The 18881-nt window shown below is 58.6% G+C and carries 15 protein-coding genes; 4 read left to right on the top strand and 11 right to left on the bottom strand.

What is annotated here, in order from left to right; genetic code table 11:
- Position 1 precedes the first annotated feature (1 nt).
- The 3 genes from ACIROW_RS08055 to ACIROW_RS08045 all read right to left on the bottom strand — a co-directional run bounded on the left by ACIROW_RS08055 (position 2) and on the right by ACIROW_RS08045 (position 1274).
- Positions 2–259, bottom strand: coding sequence for a hypothetical protein (locus ACIROW_RS08055; RefSeq protein ID WP_402273926.1), 258 nt, complete (start codon positions 257–259; stop codon positions 2–4).
- A gap of 150 nt (positions 260–409) precedes the next feature.
- On the bottom strand, positions 410–625 hold the full coding sequence (locus ACIROW_RS08050; RefSeq protein ID WP_402273924.1) for a hypothetical protein: 216 nt from the start codon (positions 623–625) through the stop codon (positions 410–412).
- A 313-nt stretch (positions 626–938) separates the two neighbouring features.
- Positions 939–1274, bottom strand: a complete 336-nt coding sequence (locus ACIROW_RS08045; protein WP_402273921.1) for a hypothetical protein — start codon at positions 1272–1274, stop codon at positions 939–941.
- Positions 1275–1460: 186 nt separating this feature from the next.
- Here ACIROW_RS08045 and ACIROW_RS08040 point away from each other — a divergent pair, with 186 nt between their 5' ends.
- Positions 1461–2102, top strand: a complete 642-nt coding sequence (locus tag ACIROW_RS08040) for a hypothetical protein (protein ID WP_402273918.1) — start codon at positions 1461–1463, stop codon at positions 2100–2102.
- A 155-nt stretch (positions 2103–2257) separates the two neighbouring features.
- Here ACIROW_RS08040 and ACIROW_RS08035 read toward each other — a convergent pair whose 3' ends face one another.
- Entirely contained in the window at positions 2258–3469 is a 1212-nt protein-coding gene (locus ACIROW_RS08035) for an XRE family transcriptional regulator (RefSeq protein ID WP_402273915.1), read from the bottom strand.
- Positions 3450–4118, bottom strand: a complete 669-nt coding sequence (locus ACIROW_RS08030; RefSeq protein ID WP_402273912.1) for an alpha/beta hydrolase — start codon at positions 4116–4118, stop codon at positions 3450–3452. Before ACIROW_RS08030 ends, ACIROW_RS08035 begins: the two co-directional genes overlap by 20 nt.
- Positions 4119–4589: 471 nt before the next feature.
- On the opposite strand from ACIROW_RS08030, the gene trmB reads away from it, so the two are divergent.
- Positions 4590–5309, top strand: a complete 720-nt coding sequence (gene trmB / locus ACIROW_RS08025) for a tRNA (guanosine(46)-N7)-methyltransferase TrmB (protein WP_402273910.1) — start codon at positions 4590–4592, stop codon at positions 5307–5309.
- A 146-nt stretch (positions 5310–5455) separates the two neighbouring features.
- On the opposite strand, the gene ACIROW_RS08020 is transcribed toward trmB, so the two are convergent.
- The 4 genes from ACIROW_RS08020 to mdeB form a co-directional block, all read right to left on the bottom strand.
- Positions 5456–7030 carry a methyl-accepting chemotaxis protein gene (locus ACIROW_RS08020; protein ID WP_402273908.1) on the bottom strand — a complete coding sequence of 525 codons (1575 nt, stop codon included), beginning with the start codon at positions 7028–7030 and terminating at the stop codon, positions 5456–5458.
- 123 nt (positions 7031–7153) lie between these two features.
- A complete protein-coding gene (gene recQ / locus ACIROW_RS08015) occupies positions 7154–8989 on the bottom strand; it encodes a DNA helicase RecQ (RefSeq protein WP_402273906.1) in 1836 nt (611 codons plus the stop codon).
- 111 nt (positions 8990–9100) lie between these two features.
- A complete protein-coding gene (locus ACIROW_RS08010; RefSeq protein WP_402273903.1) occupies positions 9101–9955 on the bottom strand; it encodes an undecaprenyl-diphosphate phosphatase in 855 nt (284 codons plus the stop codon).
- A 275-nt stretch (positions 9956–10230) separates the two neighbouring features.
- A complete protein-coding gene (gene mdeB, locus ACIROW_RS08005) occupies positions 10231–12933 on the bottom strand; it encodes an alpha-ketoglutarate dehydrogenase (RefSeq protein WP_402273901.1) in 2703 nt (900 codons plus the stop codon).
- A 136-nt stretch (positions 12934–13069) separates the two neighbouring features.
- Between mdeB and ACIROW_RS08000 the strand changes: the two genes are divergently transcribed.
- The gene (locus ACIROW_RS08000) at positions 13070–13543 is read left to right on the top strand and encodes an Lrp/AsnC family transcriptional regulator (RefSeq protein ID WP_402273899.1); all 474 of its coding nucleotides are present in this window, start codon (positions 13070–13072) and stop codon (positions 13541–13543) included.
- A gap of 226 nt (positions 13544–13769) precedes the next feature.
- On the opposite strand, the gene ACIROW_RS07995 is transcribed toward ACIROW_RS08000, so the two are convergent.
- Positions 13770–15479: a methyl-accepting chemotaxis protein gene (locus ACIROW_RS07995; protein ID WP_402273897.1), complete on the bottom strand. Its 1710-nt coding sequence runs from the start codon at positions 15477–15479 to the stop codon at positions 13770–13772.
- 288 nt (positions 15480–15767) lie between these two features.
- On the opposite strand from ACIROW_RS07995, the gene ACIROW_RS07990 reads away from it, so the two are divergent.
- Complete coding sequence (locus tag ACIROW_RS07990; protein ID WP_402273894.1) at positions 15768–17519, top strand: putative bifunctional diguanylate cyclase/phosphodiesterase; 1752 nt, start codon at positions 15768–15770, stop codon at positions 17517–17519.
- 24 nt (positions 17520–17543) lie between these two features.
- On the opposite strand, the gene ACIROW_RS07985 is transcribed toward ACIROW_RS07990, so the two are convergent.
- A complete protein-coding gene (locus tag ACIROW_RS07985; RefSeq protein WP_402273891.1) occupies positions 17544–18854 on the bottom strand; it encodes an NAD(P)/FAD-dependent oxidoreductase in 1311 nt (436 codons plus the stop codon).
- Between the last annotated feature and the right edge of the window lie 27 nt (positions 18855–18881).

Below are 18881 nucleotides of genomic sequence, written 5' to 3'. Positions count from 1 at the left end.
GTCAGGCCGCAATGAAAATGACGAACTTTATGAATCCCACAAAAGCTGCGAACAGCAGAAGTGGTATTGCTAAAAAAATACATGTGCCAATTAACTCCATCAGGTGAGCATCCCTGATCCAAATGATAGGCAGGATTAAGGGCATCAAAATTGGCTCCCACCATTCCTGAATCGCTTCCGTAACTGCGAAGTGAAAGACCGCGAAAAAATAGACAACGCCGATAACGACCAGAACGAAATGCCAAATATTGAATTCCATGTTTAGTTCCTCCCTAATCCTTCAATAACCGCCCGAGCGCATGCCAGCCCAAAAATAAAAAACGTCAAATACCAAAGTTCATTGATCGTCATATCTATTTCCAAAAAAAAGGAGCGAATCTCTCCGCTCCCTGTGCCGACCTGAATCTACTTAGCCACGAATCAACGGCAAGATGATCTTCACGCCGCGAATCAGAACGTAGACGCCAGCGACCGCAACACCAATTGCAACCACGCCGGTCAAAACGGATGAAAAATCGACCGCTGCAGTGAGTCCCGACAAATCTGGCGCGGCGGCAGCCATCGCACCCGTTGCCGCGGACAAGGCTCCGACCAAAAGCAAACCACGTTGAATATTTTTGTTCATAAACACCTCTCATAAAATTGCCGGAGGCCGTCCGGCTACGGTAAAAATTAATGACCACGTATGAAGCTAAGAAGAATTCCTATTTTTTTGCTGGCGAAGAACAGCCCCACTACAAAGCAGAATGACAAACTCCATAAACCGCTTGCAGCTACATAGTCGAATGGTGCGTTTTGAGCTTCGATGTTTTGGGCCTGGGATGGATCGATGACATATCCCTGAATAGTGGAAATCGCCATGCCAGAGGGACAGGGAGACTGAGCGAACTGAGATGGAACGCACACGATCAGTGTTTGTATCGATCCTGCCGACATAACTAGGCGGCCTTCTTATCTTGTTCTTTGGAATTTGAAACGGGCTTGCTGGCAACTGACGCGCCCTGACCGTATGGATGAAGTTTGGAAATCCGCGCACCGATTCGCAGCGTCTGATCGACAGCGAGCTCAAATTCCGCGAGATATTCACCTGCTGGGGTATCCCACAGAGACTTCGGCATCATCAATTCACCGACCAGCACTTGTTGGCCTTTCTCTACGCTTTCGGAAGTGACAATTGTCTGTGCGAGACGGATTTCCTCAGGCGCCCCCGTTTTTTTATTGCGATACGGAATAATCTTGTAGCCGACAATGCGGAGTAGGTGCTTGGTATCCATGAGTTCCTCTATAGATTGTGATGAGCGGGATTTCCCTGTAGGCGCGTCTTGCGCCAGCTTCCGTGCAAAATTTAACCACTAAGTGTAAATTTAATACACGGTGTAGAAAATATACCCAGTTTTCATATTTATTGCAACAAAAATGCAATATGCGACAATTGCTCATTAGCTTTAAGGAATACCCAAATGACAAAGGCACTAAAAGACATCGCACTCTCAGAGAGGTTGCGGGATCAGATAGTTAGGCGATTCGGAGAGCGAGGAAAATTCCGTCTCTTGGAAGAAGCGAGCGGTATTAACGAATCCAAGTGGAAGAATTTGTACTACCGAAAACAGGAAGCCACTGCCGAAATTATTGATTTTTGGTGCAGGCGCTATCCTGAGGATGAAGTATGGCTAAAGACTGGAAAAGCTCAGCCTCGCGAAGCGGATTACCCATTTCTTGCGCCAGTGGCCACTACTTGGGAAGGGCAAACAATAACCGACAGACTGAACTGGGTAATCACTGAATGGGCATCGCCTGTGGGCGAAGACCTGATGAAATACTTGGAAGAAAAATCGGGGAAGAAGATAAGTGCATCGCAGTGGTCAAAAGTGATTATGCGCTTAGAAGAACCTACCCTAGAGATGGTAAAGGTTGTCTGTGAAGCTCGCCCATTGTTCACCCAGTGGGTTCTTCTCGGCAAAGTACCTTCTCCGATGCAAGTTGACCCTAGCGATGAACAATCGGTTGCAGAATGGGCAAAAAAAGAAAAAAAGAGTTGGAAGACTTTCGAGAAATGGTTTGTGCGAACACATGGCAATAAGGGCGAACAATCTCCAACATAGAGGCTTATTTATAGTTCGAGTTGCTCAACTCAATTTGCTTTCATGAAAAAAAAGCCAGGTTGATAGCCTGGCTTTTGTACGTTCTCAGTTGGTTATCTTGAATAACCGTATAGCTCTATTTATCTAAATCTAAACCACGGCGGATGATTCAAATTTCATTTTCTAGAAAATGAGAACGGTAAAACCTCACCGGTTCCAGCGTCCGTTTTCCTGACTACTGGCATCTCTGCTCTCGCGGCTCGCAAGGTCGCGAGTTCGACCACATCCGCGGATGCATTGAAATAATTTTCACGAAGGCCGCAAAGCTTTTCTACATCACGTGGAGATATGCCTAAATGACGCGACATTCCCTCTGCTGGCAAAATACCTTCGCCAACTAGAAGCTCCACCGTTCGTCGCAAAAGACGAGGCGTCTCAATCTCCCACTTATCATCGCCAGGCTCGGCTTTGGAGCCCCAGCGAGCGGAACGACGCTTAAAAAGAATCAATTTTTCCTCGTCACTGAGCAAACTAAGTGCATGCAGTCGCATCATCATAGCGGCCACAGATGCGCCCCAACGCTGCTTGAGGATCAACAAATTATCCAAATTGGGAGGTATGCGAACCTCACCGGAAAAAACTTCAGCAGGAAGCAAGAGTGCACCAGCAAATTGGTGCGCCTGCTTTTCCATCTGATTATAGCGATCACGCTCATCAGCTCTTGGAATATGCTTGTGGAGAATGAGATGCCCGATTTCATGAGCCAAATCGAATCTACTACGGAACGCATTCGCTTTATCCGCAGACAGAAACACAATAGGGCGGCCAAGTAATTCACTCCAACTCGAAAGGCCCTCGATCGCCGAAATTTCGGTTTCTTCTCGGACGATAAGAATACCTGCACCCTCTGCTGCCAAAGTAAGATTCTGAATAGGCCCCCGGCCTAACTGCCATAAGGTACGGCACTCTTCAGCCGCTGCCTCAATGTCCGCCATGCTAATTTGCTCGGGATCTTGAAAGGATCGCTCAGGCAATTTGGCTTTTGGGTAGTCTACATAATCCTCAAGGAGAACTGCCACCTCCTGCGCCCATTCAGTACGTGCCTCTAGCTTGGCACGTGCGGTTTTAAGGGCTGACGCGTTACTCCGATAAAGCGGTGCAGATATGGGCTGTAACACGTTACGTGTCAGCCATTCCGGCTGGACGTTTAACACGGAGGCCAAACGCTCAAACGTCTCCGCTTCCGGAGCCTGATCGCCCTTACACCACTTGGTTACTGTTGACGCAGCTACGCCTACAAGACTTGCAAGCTGTCCTTTGGTGAGGTTTCGCGCCGCAAGTGCTTGCTCAAGTCGTGCGGGCTGAATGTCATTGATTCCCTTGGTCATTATCAGTTTGTTTCTTGGTATGTGGCTTAAGTTTTGGCTTAGCATTGTCCGGCTGAACAATGTCCTCAACTCGGTCGTAAAGTTTAAGGAAGTCTGCGATTGTACTCATGTATAGCCAAGATTTCATATCGGCAGCGGGCAACGCCAACATGACTTGAGTCAATTGGGAAATCCCATTTTCGTCCTGGCCATCCATTACACCCACGATGAAAATCGTACCACCAGTCGGCTCTGAGGCTTCTGCAAAAAAATCATTTTGCACATATTTTCGACCAATACTGTCGTTAAGTTCAGCGAGCTTTTTCCGGGTCGCACTGCGCTGTAAATTCACCCACTTGTGTCCTGGCACATTGAGCCGCGCAACGTTAAAAATACCCAACCGTCCAACAACCAATCGCGTGCCACGAAGCGGCGTCGGTTCAGCTCCAAGAGTTACCAAAGCTTCGTGAAATGATTCGTTGATAAAAAAGTGCTTTACGCTTCCCGCCGCAGAAGGTCGATGCCCCCTCTCAAAAATAGAGGCATGCGAACGCCCCTTCACATCTCCACCATAGTAGGCGTCCTCACACGCCATAAAAGCGTCGCGAGGAATATTATGGATGATAAGACGTTCTAATTCTTTTCGACCAAGAGTATGAGGGGAAGTCATAATTAATCCATAATTGTTTCCAGTAATGGGAATTGTATTGAAAATACTTTCGTGTTGCAACAATTTATCAATTTAATCCACCCCATGACGATATAGCGAAAGCCATACAGCTTCATCAGACAAAATTGCCTAAATTATAATTTTTCGGGAGTTGTTCAGCGTAAGCGCCATATCTTACGGATGAAAATCGCCTCGATATCGTTCCGCAAACCTGTTGAATCGCATTAATTTAGGCCTATTTCGTTCTGTTAAAATGTAACAATTGCGGAATGAAAATACGGCCACAACCCTCATGAACACTAGATAGTTGCAAGAGCTTCCCAAGCTTACGACGAGGGTTCGATCCCCTTCACCCGCTCCAGGGTGCTAGAGGATCACGCGCTTTTCTTCGCTGCTCTATTTGCCTTTTACCTGCCTTTTGCACGCCGCATAACAATTCCATCCTCCGATCTTTCGCTTCACGAGTCATTCATGTCAGAAAACAAGTCCGGCAAACCCCTTTTTTACGATCCGACCGAACATCGCATCCGCAGCTTCGTCACGCGCGCGGGGCGCTTGTCCGGTGCGCAGGCGCGCGCCATTGAGGAGCTCGGTCCGCAGTTCCTGCTGCCGTATGCGAAGCAGACGCTGGATATCGATGCAGCTTTCGGACGCGCGGCGCCGACGGTGTTCGAGATCGGTTTCGGCATGGGCGACACCAGCGCGAAGATTGCGGCGGATATGCCGGAGAAGAATTTCATCGGCGTGGAAGTGCATACGCCGGGCGTGGGTAGCCTGCTGAAACAGATCGGCGAACAGAGTCTGAGCAATATGCGCCTGATCCAGCATGATGCGGTTGAAGTGCTGACCAACATGATTGCGCCGGGCTCGCTGGCGGGCGTGCATGTGTTCTTCCCCGATCCGTGGCACAAGGCGCGCCACAACAAGCGCCGCCTGATCCAGGGGCCGCTGGTGAGCCTGCTGGCGTCGCGTCTGGCGCCGGGCGGTTACCTGCATTGCGCGACCGACTGGGAAGAGTATGCGATCCAGATGCTGGAAGTGCTGGGTGCGGAACCGGCGCTGAAAAACAGCACCGATGCCGCCGAAGGTTATGCGCCGCGTCCCGATTACCGTCCCGTCACCAAGTTTGAAAACCGCGGCCTGCGTTTAGGCCACGGGGTGTGGGATCTGGTGTTTATCAAGCAGGGCTGATCTCTTCTAACCTGTTTGCGATCTGTAGCGAGAGGCCATCAGCCGGTGGCGGACGGAGCGGAGGAACCGGAACGTACTTGAGTACGTGAGGATTCCGAGCACCGCCCGACGCCGGATCATGGCCTCGCAGTAAGATCGCGGACAGGTTAGGCGCGCAGTTTGAATACGCTGACTGTGCGCGCCAATCCGGCCGCCTGATCCTGCAGGCTTTCTGCAGCGGCGGCGGCTTGTTCCACCAGCGCGGCGTTCTGCTGCGTGACCATATCCATTTGCACCACCGCACGATTGACTTCGTCGATGCCGGCGCTTTGCTCGCGGTTGGCGCGCGTGATCTCGTCCATGATGCTGGCCACCTGCGCGACGGCGCCGACGATCTCTTGCATGGTCTGGCCGGCGTTGCCGACCAGGCTGGTGCCGGTGTTGATCTTGGTGACGGAGTCGCCGATGAGCTCCTTGATTTCCTTGGCGGCGGTGGCGCTGCGTTGGGCCAGCGTGCGCACCTCAGATGCGACCACGGCGAAGCCCCTGCCCTGTTCGCCGGCGCGGGCTGCTTCCACTGCGGCGTTGAGCGCGAGGATGTTGGTCTGAAACGCGATGCCGTCGATGACGCCGATGATGTCGACGATCTTGTGCGAGCTTTGCTCGATGGCGCTCATGGTGTCGACCACGGCGGCGACCATCTGGCCGCCCTTGACGGCCACGCCCGAGGCGTCGGCGGCGAGCTTGTTGGCCTGCTGCGTGTTCTCGGCGTTCTTTTGCACGGTGGAGGTGATCTCTTCCATCGAGGCGGCGGTTTCTTCCAGTGAGCCGGCTTGCTGTTCGGTGCGCGAGGACAAGTCCTGGTTGCCGGTGGCGATCTCGGTGGAGGCGGTGGCGATGGTGTCGGTGCCGCTGCGCACTTCGCTGACGATGCGCACCAGGTTGTCGTTCATGTCCTTGAGCGCCTGCAACAGTTGCGCGGTCTCGTCCTTGCCGCTGACGATGACTTCGGAGCGCAGGTCGCCTGCGGCCACGGTCTGCGCGATCAGGACGGCGGTGTTGAGCGGACGCGTGATGCTGGTGACCAGCCAGACTGTGACGATGCTGCCGAGGATCAGCGCCAGCACGATCGACACCACCAGCGTCAGGCGCGCTTCGCGATAATCGGCGGCGGCATCGAGGGCGATCTCTTCCCGGAATTTGTCGGCGGACTTGCGCACCTCGGCGACGATGTCGTCGATCATCTGGGTCGGCAGGCGGTCCGCGCCTTTGACGGCCTCATCGACGCGACCGACGCTGTCGCGGTCTTCCGGTTTGAATTCTTTCTGGAGCGCGGCGAGATAGTGGATGCCGAGATCGGCGTGCGCCTTCTGCGCCTGCTTGAGCTTGTCGGTGCTCATGCCGAGCGCCGGCAGCAAGGTGGTGAGCTTCTCGAGGTTGACCTGGGTGGCTTTGCCTTCGTCGATGAAGGCCTGGCGGTACTTGTTGAAGGTGGCGTCATCCTTGCCGCGCAGCAAGGTGTTCTTCCATTCCTGCACCTGGATCTTGAATTGCACCTGGGCGCTGCGGGCGGAGTCGATGGCCTTCTCGATGGTGCCGGCTTTTTGCATCGCCTGCGTGTTCTGCTCAAAGCTTTCGTTGAGCGTCATCCATCCGCGTACGCCGACGAAAACAGTCGCCAGCAACAATAAGGCCGCCAGCAAACCCAGACGCGTGCCTATCCTGAAATCGGTCAGCTTCATATACCCTCCATGCATGTCAGCGCGGAACTATGGCAGCGAGCGGAACCGACCGGCTGCGCACGGCCGGTCGGTTTCTTATCAGAATAATTACATTAACGGCAGGAGAACCCCGCCGCTGAAGACCTAGCCGGAAATTTCCCGGATCAGGGAAATGATTTCCGCGCCGTAGGTTTCAAGTTTCTTTTCGCCAACACCGGTGACTCCGCGCAGGTCGTCAAGGGAAGACGGTTTGGCCTTGGCAATTTCGCGCATGGTGGCGTCGTGGAAGATGACGTAGGCCGGCACGTTGTGTTTGCGCGCGGTCTCGACGCGCCACCAGCGCAGCTTGTCGAAGATGGTCTGTTCTTCGCTGGAAAGGTCGGTCTCGACGTAGTTGGATTTGGAGGAGGACGTGCGCTTGGGCTTGACCGGTTTCTGGTACTGGCGCAGCTGGATCTTTTGTTCGCCGCGCAACACCGGCTTGGCTTCTTCGGTGAGCTTGAGCGAGCTGTAGTTTTCATGGTCGACGCTCAGCAAACCCAGCGCGATGACCTGGCGCAGCACGGCGCGCCATTCGGCTTCGCCATATTCGCTGCCGATGCCGAACACCGATAACTGGTCGTGACGCCATTGCTTCACTCTCTCGCCATCGATGCCGCGCAAGACGTCCAGCACATGGCCGGCAGCAAAACGCTGCTCGACGCGATAGACGGTCGACAAGAGTTTTTGCGCCATCAGGGTGCCGTCGAAGGACACCGGCGGCGTCAGGCAGATGTCGCAGTTGCCGCAGGCTTGCTGGCCGTGCTGGCCGAAATAGTCGAGCAGGCGCACGCGGCGGCAATGCAGGGTTTCGCACAGGCCGAGCATGGCGTCGAGCTTGATGCCGAGCACGCGCTTGAAGGTTTCGTCGGCTTCGGATTCGGAGATCATGCGGCGCTGTTGCACCACGTCTTGCAGGCCGTAGGCCATCCAGGCGTTGGCCGGCAAGCCGTCGCGGCCGGCGCGGCCGGTTTCCTGGTAGTAGCCTTCGATGCTCTTGGGCAGGTCCAGATGGGCGACGAAGCGCACGTCGGGCTTGTCGATGCCCATGCCGAAGGCGATGGTGGCGACCATGACGATCTTGTCTTCGCGCAGGAAGCGCGACTGGTTGGCGGTGCGCTTGGCGTAGTCCATGCCGGCATGGTAGGGCAATGCGTTGATGCCGCTCTGCTTGAGGAATTCGGCGGTCTCTTCGACCTTCTTGCGCGACAGGCAGTACACCACGCCGGCGTCTTCGGGGTGCTCGCTCTCGATGAAGTCGAGCAGCTGTTTGCGGCCGTTGGCTTTTTCGACGATCTGGTAGCGGATGTTGGGGCGGTCGAAGGACGACACGAACTGGCGCGCGTCTTCGAGCTGCAGGCGATGGATGATTTCTTCGCGGGTCTGCTGGTCGGCGGTCGCAGTCAGCGCAATGCGCGGGACGTTGGGGAAGCGCTCGTGCAGCACCGACAGCTTGATGTATTCAGGACGGAAATCGTGGCCCCATTGCGACACGCAATGCGCCTCGTCGATGGCGAACAGCGCGATATGTGCGGCTTCCAGCAACTCGAGGCAGCGCGGCGTCATCAGGCGCTCGGGCGCGACGTAGAGCAGGTCGATATCGCCGCTGCGCACGCGTCGCTCGATCTGCATCGCTTCGTCGAAGGTCTGGGTGGAATTGAGGAAGGCGGCGCGCACGCCGACTTCAGCGAGCGCATCGACCTGGTCCTGCATCAGCGCGATCAGCGGCGACACCACCACGCCCACGCCGTCGCGCACCAGCGCCGGCACCTGGTAGCACAGCGACTTGCCGCCGCCGGTCGGCATCAGCACCAGCGCATCGCCGCCCTGCACCACGTGCTGGACGATGTCGGCCTGCTGGCCGCGGAACGACGAGTAGCCGAATACGGTTTCGAGTATGTGCAGCGCTTTGCTCTGCTGCTCCTGAACGAGTTCTGACATGTGATGCGACATCCCTTGCTGACCACAACCAATAAAAACATCAATTACACGAGGCTGGGTCGAATCCTGGCCGGGGCGACACAGTAATGTGCCGCCCTTGATGCAATGAGCTTACTCTACCCAGGCCACCACGCCGGTGTAGGCAGTAACCAGGATCACCAGGCCAAACACGATGCGGTACCACGCGAACGCAGTGAAATCATGCGAGCTGATGTAGCGCAGCAGCCAGCGCACGCACAGAAATGCCGAGACGAAGGCGGCCACGGTGCCGATCGTGAACAGCGGCACGTCGGCGGCGCTCAGCAGCGCGCGTTCCTTGTACAGCGAATAAATGGTGGCGGCGAACAGCGTCGGAATCGCCAGGAAGAACGAGAACTCGGTCGCGGCCTTGCGCGACAGGCCGAACATCATGCCGCCGATGATGGTGGCGCCGGAACGGCTGGTGCCCGGGATCAGCGCGAAGGCCTGTGCACAGCCGACCTTGAGCGCGTCCAGCGGCGTCATGTCGTCGACCGAATCGATGCGCGAGGAGGAGTAGCCCATGCGGCCCTTGTTGCGACGCTCGACCCACAGGATGATCAGGCCGCCGACGATGAAGGCGATCGCCACCGGCACCGGTGCGAACAGTACGGCCTTGATCTTCTTGCTGAACAACAGACCGAGGATCGCCGCCGGCAGGAAGGCGATGATCAGGTTGATCACCAGGCGCTGCGCCTTGCGATCGGAAAACAGGCCGATCAGCACCGAGGCGATGCGCACGCGGTATTCCCAACACACGGCCAGGATGGCGCCGGCCTGGATGACGATTTCGAAGACGTCGACCTTTTCCTTGGAGAAGCCCGGACCGGCGAAATTGAGCAGACTGCCGGCAAGGATCAGGTGTCCGGTGGAAGAAATCGGCAGAAATTCGGTCAGGCCTTCTACGATGCCCATGATGAGCGCTTTGAGCGCGAGGAGAGTATCCATGCTGAGGGGGAGTAAGGGAAAGTAAGTGGGTGGAAATCGGTGTTTGCCGGCGGCAAGGCCGGGCGAAGTCAGCATTTTACTGGCTTGGCGCGGAAGGTGGGGGTTTTGCGCCAAAGTCCGCGTGCTTGGCGGGATTTTCTCGAACTAAGTCAGACAATAAGTCAGACCGGCGTCAGGCCGACGTCAGCAAAGAGAAACGCCACCTGCGCTCGTGGCGGCAGATGGCGTTCACTTCACTGCTTGGGTAAGCGGCGAATCCGTTTGCAGCTAATCGCTCAGACCGAGGTCGACAAAGGCTTGTCCAGATCGACGCCCAGCTTGACGGCGGCATCCTTGAGCTTGCCTGCATCGGCGCCGAAGACTTCGGTCAGCGCGGTGTAGGCGATCCAGCGAGCATCGACTTCGAAGAAGTCGCGCAGGTTGGCGCGCGTGTCGCTGCGGCCGAAGCCGTCGGTGCCCAGCGTGACGTAGCGCGCCGGCACGTAGGCGCGGATGCTTTCGGACAAGGTGCGCACGTAGTCGCTGACGGCGATGACGGGCGCCTTGCCGGATTGCAGCTGCTGCGTGACATACGGAAGCACGCTCTTCACGCCCGGCTGCAGACGCGCCTGGCGTTCGGCGGCGATGCCGTCGCGCGCCAGCTCGGTGAAGCTGGTGACGCTCCACACCTCGGCCGTGACGCCGAACTGCTCCTGCAGCGTGCGTGCAGCCGACAGCGCTTCCTTGAGCATCGGTCCGGCGGCCAGCAGGCGCACCTGCGCGTCGGCTTGCAGTGCGAGGCAGTACATGCCGCGCAAGATGCCGTCCTTGACGTCGCGGTCTTGCGGCAAGCTCGGCTGCTCTTCGTTTTCGTTGGTGACGGTGACGTAATAGAACACGTCTTCGTTGCGCTCCAGCATGCGGCGCATGCCGTCGTCGACGATCACCGCCATCTCGTAGGCGTAGGCCGGATCGTAGGACACGCAATTCGGAATGCCGGCGGCGGTCACGTGGCTGCTGCCGTCCTGGTGTTGCAGGCCTTCGCCGCCGAGCGTGGTGCGGCCCGAGGTGGCGCCGATCAGGAAGCCGCGCGCACGCTGGTCGGCCGCCGCCCAGATCAGGTCGCCGATGCGCTGGAAGCCGAACATTGAGTAGTAGATGTAGAACGGCAGCATCGGCAGGCCGTGCACCGAATAGCTGGTCGCCGCCGCCGTCCACGACGAAATCGCGCCGGCTTCGGTGATGCCTTCTTCGAGGATCTGGCCATCCTTGGCTTCGCGGTAGGACAGGATGGAGCCGATGTCTTCCGGCTCGTACAACTGGCCTTGCGAAGAATAGATGCCGACCTGGCGGAACAGGTTGGCCATGCCGAAGGTGCGCGCTTCGTCGGCGACGATCGGCACCACATAGCGACCAAGATCGGCGTCCTTGAGCATGCTGCCCAACATGCGCACCAGCGCCATGGTGCTCGACATTTCCTTGCCTTCGGCCTCAAGCGCGAATTTGGCGTGGGTCTCGATGGCCGGCACGCGCAATTGCGCCTTGTCGTCGGCGTTGGCGACGCGGCGCGGCATGCGTCCGCCCAGCGAGGCGCGGCGCGCCAGCAGATGCTTCATCTCGGCGCTGTCGGCGGCCGGTTTGTAGAACGCCAGATTCTTGCATTCCTCATCGCTGATCGGCAGCTTGAAGCGATTGCGGAAGGCGATCAGCACTTCTTCGTCGAGCTTCTTTTGCTGGTGCGTGGTCATCTTGCCCTCGCCTGCCGCACCCATGCCGTAGCCCTTCTTGGTCTGCGCCAGGATCACGGTCGGCTGGCCGCGATGGTTGGCGGCGGCGGCGTAGGCGGCATGGATCTTCTTCATGTCGTGGCCGCCGCGACGCAGGCGATTGATTTCTTCGTCGGTGAGCGTCTCGGCGATGCGGCGCGTGCCGGCGGTCTGGCCGAAGAAGTGCTCGCGATTGAACGCGCCGTCGTTGGCGGCGAAGGTCTGCAACTGGCCGTCGACGGTGCGGTTGAGCGCATCGATCAGTTCTCCGTCCTTGTCGCGTGCGAACAGGCTGTCCCAGTCCGAACCCCACAGCAGCTTGACAACGTTCCAGCCGGCGCCGGCGAAGATGGTCTCCAGCTCGTCGACGATGTGGCCGTTGCCGCGCACCGGACCGTCCAGGCGCTGCAGATTGCAGTTGACCACGAAGATCAGGTTGTCGAGTTTTTCACGCGAGGCAAGACTCAGGGCGGCCAGCGATTCCGGCTCGTCCATTTCGCCGTCGCCGAACACGCCCCACACCTTGCGGCCCTGGTCTTGCAACAGGCCGCGATGTTCGAGGTAGCGCAGGAAACGCGCCTGGTAAATTGCATTGATCGGGCCGATGCCCATCGAGCCGGTCGGAAACTGCCAGAAGTTCGGCATCAGCCACGGATGCGGATACGACGACAGGCCTTGCTTGCCGTGCTTCTTGGCTTCGATCTCGCGGCGATAGAAGCCGAGGTCGTCTTCGGTCAGTGCGCCTTCGAGGAACGCGCGGGCATAAATGCCGGGCGCCGAATGCGGCTGGAAGTAGACCAGGTCGCCGGCGAACTGCTCGTCGCGCGCGCGGAAGAAATGGTTGAACCCGACTTCGAACAGGTCGGCGGCGGAGGCGTAGCTGGCAATGTGGCCGCCCAGTTCGCCGTAGGCGCGGTTGGCGCGCACCACCATCGCCAGCGCGTTCCAGCGCATGACCGAGGCCAGGTGTTCTTCAATCGCCTGGGCGTCGGAACCGCCCGGGAAGGGAGGCTCTTGCTCGGGGCGAATGGTGTTGATGTAAGGGGTGTTGCGGGCGTCGCGCCAGTTGATGCCCCATTGCTGGGCGGCGGCCGACATGCGCGACAGCAGAAAGCGCGCGCGGTCGGGTCCGACTTCCTGCAATACGCCTTGCAGCGCCTGCAGCCATTCCTGGGTTTCTTGTGCGTCGATATCGATGTCTTTGGCGATGCCGCTAGCTGATGACAGATCCACTTTCTGGTCTCCTCCTGAGTGAATTGACGACTGTACGCCTGAGCAGGCCGCATGAGTCACTGAAATCGACGCTTTGGCATACAATAAACAGCACAAAATGCCGCCCACACAAAATTCACGGAGATAAATTCTGCATATGGAACTCGACGCCATCGATTTACGTATTCTGAGCATGCTGCAGCAAAACAGCGCGCTGAGTAATCTCGAACTATCTTCCAAGATTAACCTTTCTCCGTCGCCGACGCTGGCGCGCGTCAAGCGGCTGGAGAACGAAGGCATCATCTCGCGTTACGTCGCGCTGGGCAATCCGCACCTGCTCGGGCTCAAGGTCAATGTCTTCATCAAGATCAGCCTTGAGAAACAGGAGTCGGCCACGCTGGCGCAGTTCGAAGAAGCGGTGAGCGCCTTCGACGAAGTCATGGAGGTTTACCTGATGACCGGCGACGAAGATTATCTGTTGCGCCTGGTGGTGCCGGACCTGCAGGCGCTTGAGCATTTCGTGCTGGACCACCTGACCAAGATCCCCGGCATCAAGAACATCCGCTCCAGCTTCGCGCTCAAGCAGGTCAAGTACAAGACCGCGCTGCCGCTGGGCAACCTGCCGCGCTGATTTTCTTCCGTTGTTCCGGCAGAAATAAAAAAAGGCGGATCGCATCGCTGCGAACCGCCTGCACACCGACGTTCATCACGTCGGTTCATGAGGCCTTGCTTGCGCATGCTGCACCTCATTCCCTCACCCCACTACAGAACTGCTTGCTGCTTACAGCTACTACCCCCACTACAAATTCATTGACCTGCTTTCAGCGTCTTCCGCATTCCGCATTCCGTATTCCGAATTACGCGGCGTAGCTCAGGTTGTCCAGCGACAAGGCCGGTGCGCTGGCTGGCTTGGGCAGGTGATGCACTTGGGCCGCTTTAGACGACACGACGTTGCGGCTTGTGTTCAAGGCCAGGGCCGGCGCTGCCTGTTCTGTTGCGTATTCCATGTGCTGATCGTCGAGCTTGAACACGCTGACCAGTTCGGCCAGGCTGCTGGTCTGGCTTTGCATCGATGCTGCAGCAGCGGCGGCCTCTTCCACCAGCGCGGCGTTTTGTTGCGTTACCTGATCCATCTGGGCGATGGCGTGGTTGATCTGTTCGATGCCGCGGGTCTGCTCGTCGCTGGCCGAGCTGATGTCGCCCATGATGCCGGTGACGCGCTGGATGCTGTCGAGGATCTCGCCCATGGTGGCGCCGGCTTCGTCAACCAGCGCTGCGCCGGCATCGACCTTTTCGACCGAAGTACCGATCAGTTGCTTGATTTCCTTTGCTGCCGAAGCCGAACGCTGGGCCAGGCTGCGCACTTCCGAAGCGACCACCGCAAAACCGCGCCCTTGTTCACCGGCACGTGCCGCTTCCACTGCGGCGTTGAGCGCAAGGATGTTGGTCTGGAAAGCGATGCCGTCGATGACGCCGATGATGTCGACCACTTTCTTCGACGACTCGTTGATCGAGGCCATGGTTTCCACCACACGGGCCACCACTGCGCCACCCTTGACGGCGATGTCGGAGGCTGTTGTCGCCAGCTTGTTGGCTTGTTGTGCATTCTCGGCGTTTTGCTTGACGGTGGCGGTCAGTTCTTCCATCGCCGAAGCGGTTTCCTGCAGGGAGCCGGCTTGCTGTTCAGTACGGGACGACAGGTCCAGATTGCCGGTGGCGATTTCGCTCGAGGCAGTCGCAATGGTGTCGGTGCCGTGACGGACGTCGCCGACGATGCGCAGCAGGTTGTCGTTCATTTCCTTGAGAGCCAGTTTCAGCTGACCCAGTTCATCCTTGCTGTCGACCGTGATGGTGCTGGTCAGGTCACCGGCGCTGACGTTTTGTGCAATCGTCACGGCTTCCTTCAGAGGACGCGAGATCGAGCGGGTCAGCCACCAGGCGATCAGCGAACCGAGCAGCAGCGAGACCGCGCTTAGGGTCAGCATGGTCCACTTCGACACTTCGTAGGCTTCTTGCGCTGCAGTAACGCTCTCGGTGGCGCTGGTACGCATCACGACGTTGAATTCGTTGATATGGGCGATCACTTGCTTGAGCAGCGGCATGCAGTCGGCGACCAGCGATGCCTTGGCTGCTTCAGTCTGCTGGGTTGTGGCCAATGCGCCGATCTTGGTGGCGATTGGCAGGTATTTGCCTTCCAGTGCGCGCAGCTGTTCGAGCATCTCGCGCTCCTTGGCAGTGGCGTCAGCCGGGTTCTTCGTCAATGCGGTCAATTCCTGCATGCCGCTGTCGATGTCTTTCTGTGCTTTGGTGATCAGTTCGATGTCGCCTTTTTGCTGCGCCGGGTCAGTCACCAGCACCAGGTTGCGGGCTGCGATGGCGCGCAGGCCGACGGCGAACTGAACCTTGCTCAGCGCCAACAATTTGCCTTCATCGACCGATGTGATGAATTCGACACGATCGTTCAGCTTGGCGACCTGGCGCAGGCCGAATGTTGCTCCGGCGACCAGCAGTGCCAGGACGATGCCAAAACCGATAGTGAGGCGTACGCCGATTTTCCAGTTTTTCATGTTGTTCTCCCTTGGGGTTGTGTGAGGGGACTGCCGGGACTGCTGGATGTTTCTAGTGGGTGAACAGATTTTCAGATAAATCGGTGCGGGCGAATATCGGGCTTTTCCTGAGTGGATGAAAGCACATGCTTTCTTCAGAGAAATTGGGTGGCGTCATGCTTGTTTTTTCGGCAACCGCTATCATGTGCGGTCAGTACGGTTGCGAGGGGGTTGCAGCCGGCGCAGGCTGGCATTCCTACCAATGCATAGCTATGCACCCATCATAAAAATTACCTACAGGCAGCAGTAATGGATACCCGAGAAACAGAGCGCATTCTGGCCTTGCGACAACTTGATGCGCTGGCCGTGCTCGACAGCAAGGTTGCGGACGGACTGGAACACATCACCCACCTGGCGGCGCGCCATTTCAAGGTGCCGATGGCCTTCATCTCGCTGATTGACGGCGAGCGCCAGTGGATCAAGCGCAGCGTCGGCATGACCATGCGCGAGACGCCGCGCAAGGAATCGTTCTGCGACTACACCATCCGCACTGCCGAACCGATGGTGATCGAAGACACCCACCTCGATCCGCGCTTCCGCGATTTCCCGCTGGTGACCGGTCCGAGCGCGGTGCGCTTCTATGCCGGCGCGCCGCTGCTGACCGCCGACGGCCACGCCATCGGCAGCTTCTGTATCGCCGACAAGGTGCCGCGCACGATGAGCGAAGACGACCGCGCCCAGTTGCAACGCCTGGCCTCGCTGGTGATGTCGCACTTGTCGCTGCGCCGCGCAGTCGACCGGCTCGATCCGATTTCCGGCATGGCCAATTCGCATCAGCTGGCCGATGAGCTCGACCTGCTGGCTGCCATGGGCGTCGCCGAAAAACGGGCACTGGTCTATCTCGACATGCCCGATGCCGCTGCCGCGCATGACATTGCCAGTGCGCTCGGCGCAGCGGCCTACGATGAACTGGTGCGCAATACCGGGCGACGCCTGCAAACGATGATGCATGAACATGCGACGGTGTTCCACATCGTCGGCACGCGCTTCGCGCTGCTGTCACATGCGCATGACGTGGAGAATTTCCACACGGTTCTGGGCGGCATGGACGACGCCTTCGATGCACCGCTGCATATCCAGAACATTCCGTTGAACCTGGCGCTCAACGCCGGGATGGTGAGCTTCAACACCGACCGCGAAGGCGTGCTCGATGCGCCGCGCAAGGCGCTGGCGGCGATCAAGCAGGCTCAGAGCGAGCAACGCCGCTGGTCGATCTACAACGAGCAGGAAGACGACACCCACCGGCGCGCATTCCGCTTGCTGAACGATATTCCGCAGGTGCTGCATGCCGATGAATTCCGCCTGGTGTTTCAACCAAAGCTGGATCTCGCCAGCAATACCTGTCACAGCGCCGAAGCGCTGCTGCGCTGGACGCACGCCGAACTCGGTGCGATTTCGCCGGCTGAGTTCATTCCGCTGGTGGAAAAGACCGCGCTGGTCAAACCCGTGACCGACTGGGTGCTGGAAAGCGCGTTCAGGCAGATGCGTGCCTGGGCCGCGATCGGCAAACGTCCGAAGATCGCGCTCAACGTCTCGGCGCGCAACCTGGAAGAGCCCAACATTTGCGCCCGCCTGGCCGAACTGTGTAATCGCTACGACATTTCACCGTCGCAGATCGAGATCGAATGCACCGAAGGCTTGTGGATGAACAGCGAAAAGGTATTGCAGACCTTGCATGACATCCGCAGCCTTGGCATGAGCATTGCGCTCGACGACTTCGGCACCGGCTACAGCAATTTCTCCTACCTGCAATATGTGCCGGCGACCACGGTCAAGCTGGATCAATCGCTGATCCGCAATGTCCACGCCAACCAGCGCGACCAGCGCATCGTGCGCTCCATCATCGCGCTGGCCAAAGACCTCGACTACCGTATCGTCGCCGAAGGCGTCGAGACCGAAGAGATCATGGGCCTGGTGAAGGACTGGGGCTGTGATGAAGTGCAGGGATATTTCTTCGCACGGCCGGTGGCGGCGGAGGAATTTTTGACTTATCTGAATTGAAACCGGCCCGGCAGAGCTACCAGATCAGAAGCGCTGCGCACTGAACGGCGCCAGGTCGATCTCGGGCAGTTGCCCGGCCAGCAACTGCCCGACCAGGCGCCCGGTACGCGCCGATGATCCGAGTCCGATGTGGCCGTGGCCGAAGGCGTGGATGATGTCGGCGCTGCGCGACGACGGCCCGATGCAGGGCAAGCCGTCCGGCATGCTGGGACGACGGCCCAGCCAGTAGCGCACGCGATTCGCAGGCAGATCGCGCGGCAGCGCCGGGAATAATTTCAATGCGAGGTCGCGCATGATCTCGGCGCGGCGCCAGTCCGGTGCGGCGTCGAAGGAAGCGATCTCGACCTGCCCCGCCACGCGCAAGCCCTCTTCCGTCTGTGTGGCGATGACCTTGCGGTCCATGATCATCATCGGCGTACGCGGCCGGCCCTCGGGCGCGAGCACCATGGCGTGGTAGCCGCGCTCGGTTTCCAGCGGCACCTTGTCGCCGGCTTGCGCGGCCAATGCTTTCGACTGCGCGCCGGCGGCGATGACGGCGGCGTCGCAAACGATGTCACCGGCGTCGGTCTGCACCGCCACCAGTTTCTTCCCTTCAAAACGAAAACCTGTTGCCGTCGTCGCCTTCAGACGTGCGCCGCGTGCGCAGGCATGCGCCGCCAACGCCGCGATGTACGCACCGGGATTGCGGCAATGCCCGGCTTCCGGAATCAGCACGGCGAAACCGTAGGACGGATCAAGGTCCGGTTCGCGTGCGTGCAGTTCCTGCGCAGACAATTCCTGCCAGCCGATGCCAAGCTTGCGGCGAATGCCCCAGCCCCGCGCGTCGGTTTCGAAGTGCTCGCGCGAACGATAGATGTGCAGCAGACCGCCAAGGTCGATCAGGTCGCCGACGCCGGCGCGGTCCGCGATTTCTTTATGCAGCGGCGCCGCGCCCTGCAGCAGCGGCCGCAATGCCGCTGCAGCCGCGCTGATGCGCGCTGTCGTCGAACCGGCCACCAGATAGCGCAACAGCCACGGCAAGGTGCGCGGCAGGTAGCGCCAGCGCACCGATAGCGGCCCCAGCGGATCCGCCAGGAAACCCGGCACCTTCTTCCACACGCCAGGCTCGGAAGGCGGCAGCACCGAATGCGAAGACAACCAGCCGGCGTTGCCGTAGCTCGAGGCATGCTCGCCACCCGGCTGCCCCGGATCGACGATGGTCACCTGCAAACCCTGGTCGAGCGCATGCAGCGCGCTCATCAACCCCACCGCGCCGGCGCCGATGACGACGACGTGGCGCTGGACGGAGGCGGCAGAAATTTCTGAGGGGGAAGCGGAGGAAGGGGGCGTAGTCATGACCACAAGTATACGCAGTTTGGCGTC

Source organism: Herbaspirillum sp. NPDC101397 (assembly GCF_044767325.1).
In the GTDB taxonomy this organism is placed as follows: Bacteria; Pseudomonadota; Gammaproteobacteria; order Burkholderiales; family Burkholderiaceae_D; genus Herbaspirillum.
This window is presented reverse-complemented; position numbering and strand designations above follow the sequence as displayed.

Excerpts from the sequence above, each read along its gene's own strand:
- recQ (WP_402273906.1), bottom strand. The coding sequence starts at position 8,989 with ATGTCAGAACTCGTTCAGGAGCAGCAGAGCAAAGCGCTGCACATACTC.
- ACIROW_RS08035 (WP_402273915.1), bottom strand. The coding sequence starts at position 3,469 with ATGACCAAGGGAATCAATGACATTCAGCCCGCACGACTTGAGCAAGCA.
- ACIROW_RS08030 (WP_402273912.1), bottom strand. The coding sequence starts at position 4,118 with ATGACTTCCCCTCATACTCTTGGTCGAAAAGAATTAGAACGTCTTATC.
- ACIROW_RS08000 (WP_402273899.1), top strand. The coding sequence starts at position 13,070 with ATGGAACTCGACGCCATCGATTTACGTATTCTGAGCATGCTGCAGCAA.
- trmB (WP_402273910.1), top strand. The coding sequence starts at position 4,590 with ATGTCAGAAAACAAGTCCGGCAAACCCCTTTTTTACGATCCGACCGAA.
- ACIROW_RS08020 (WP_402273908.1), bottom strand. The coding sequence starts at position 7,030 with ATGAAGCTGACCGATTTCAGGATAGGCACGCGTCTGGGTTTGCTGGCG.
- ACIROW_RS07990 (WP_402273894.1), top strand. The coding sequence starts at position 15,768 with ATGGATACCCGAGAAACAGAGCGCATTCTGGCCTTGCGACAACTTGAT.
- ACIROW_RS08055 (WP_402273926.1), bottom strand. The coding sequence starts at position 259 with ATGGAATTCAATATTTGGCATTTCGTTCTGGTCGTTATCGGCGTTGTC.
- ACIROW_RS08045 (WP_402273921.1), bottom strand. The coding sequence starts at position 1,274 with ATGGATACCAAGCACCTACTCCGCATTGTCGGCTACAAGATTATTCCG.
- ACIROW_RS07985 (WP_402273891.1), bottom strand. The coding sequence starts at position 18,854 with ATGACTACGCCCCCTTCCTCCGCTTCCCCCTCAGAAATTTCTGCCGCC.
- ACIROW_RS08010 (WP_402273903.1), bottom strand. The coding sequence starts at position 9,955 with ATGGATACTCTCCTCGCGCTCAAAGCGCTCATCATGGGCATCGTAGAA.
- ACIROW_RS07995 (WP_402273897.1), bottom strand. The coding sequence starts at position 15,479 with ATGAAAAACTGGAAAATCGGCGTACGCCTCACTATCGGTTTTGGCATC.
- ACIROW_RS08050 (WP_402273924.1), bottom strand. The coding sequence starts at position 625 with ATGAACAAAAATATTCAACGTGGTTTGCTTTTGGTCGGAGCCTTGTCC.
- ACIROW_RS08040 (WP_402273918.1), top strand. The coding sequence starts at position 1,461 with ATGACAAAGGCACTAAAAGACATCGCACTCTCAGAGAGGTTGCGGGAT.